This window comes from Mesorhizobium sp. LEGMi-168a (assembly GCF_058312955.1).
Map to the genome: position 1 here is coordinate 1 of NZ_JBZEGV010000146.1, position 1,073 is coordinate 1,073.

The 1,073-nt window shown below is 59.4% G+C and carries 1 protein-coding gene and 1 pseudogene; one reads left to right on the forward strand and one right to left on the reverse strand.

Annotated elements, in window-relative coordinates:
• Window positions 1-183, forward strand: a pseudogene (locus AC4FWB_RS34515) (penicillin-insensitive murein endopeptidase); the annotation flags it as partial.
• Between the two features lie 582 nt (window positions 184-765).
• Here AC4FWB_RS34515 and AC4FWB_RS34520 read toward each other — a convergent pair.
• Window positions 766-951, reverse strand: a complete 186-nt coding sequence (locus AC4FWB_RS34520; protein ID WP_491030679.1) for a hypothetical protein — start codon at window positions 949-951, stop codon at window positions 766-768.
• Window positions 952-1,073: the final 122 nt, after the last annotated feature.

Genomic DNA, 1,073 nt, shown 5'->3' on the forward strand with positions numbered 1-1,073 from the left:
GTGACCTATCATAGCGGGGCGGCAGCGGTAGCGGCAGCCAAGCCGGAACCGACCGAGCCGGAAGTGACTGGGCCGGCGGAGACGATCTCCAGCGGGGATGCTGTGCTTCCCGCGGCGGCCAGCGCCTTCGCGCCCACGCCAACGATCGGCATTCCGCTGCCGCGACAGAGACCGGGGAACTGACACCGAGGCCGGGTAGTGTCTCAGTTTGAAATTTGAAGGCCTCTGGGAGCGGCGGGGCTTCCTAGCCTGTCCCATGCTTCTAGATACTGAGGAAGCGTATAGGACTTTGGCTGTAGCCAATACGATACCGTGCCTGTCTCACTCATTCCGCGATGCGCAGCTGCTTTCACTTCATCTTTCGTGAGGACATAGCAGGTTGGTGCTACGGTGTTTGCATTGATCGTTACTACCCACCAATCCGAGCGAAGGGTATCCAGCGAACCACCCAGCGGCACAGGAGCTCTCTTCGACAGTGCTTTTGACTGAATGGGTAGGACGCGGCTCTCATCGTCGCTTGCGGCATATAGGTCTGCGCCACGCGCGTTTCGTACAGTGGGCATGACATTCCAACCGCGCCGCGATAGTTCCCGCGCTACGTGGTACAGACCGGCGTTACCAGTCAGCTGATGCCGCATTTGTCCCTCACTAGGCTTGCCGCTTTCTGTTACGGCGCAACGGTACCCATCTTTCTCGCAAAGGTCTCCCATGGATCATAGCGCGTTGCCGCCACGCCATCGGCCATTGCCGGGGTCATATTCAAATTTAGCTTGGATACTCCAAAACGATGACGTAGCCGGACGGCTCCGTGAACTGGCCATCCTCTGTCCGGACGTCTCGTTCCGGCTGCCAGATCACGTTGATGATCCGGCTTCCCTCTTCGCCCAGGCTGTGCAACAGCGTCTTCAGCCGCTCAACGTCGTCAGGGCATGTCGCGACGGCGTATGACATGAAACCTCCCATGCTTTCCGATAAGCATATAGGAGTTCGGCGCGCCGTGCGACAATCGGTCGATGGCGGGTGGCAGCCGGTCAAGTTTGAAGCTGAGACACTGGCCGAAGCGGCTTTCCCGT

What these genes read in the sequence shown, in the direction of transcription:
- AC4FWB_RS34520 (WP_491030679.1), bottom strand. Translation starts at nt 951, where the DNA reads ATGTCATACGCCGTCGCGACATGCCCTGACGACGTTGAGCGGCTGAAG.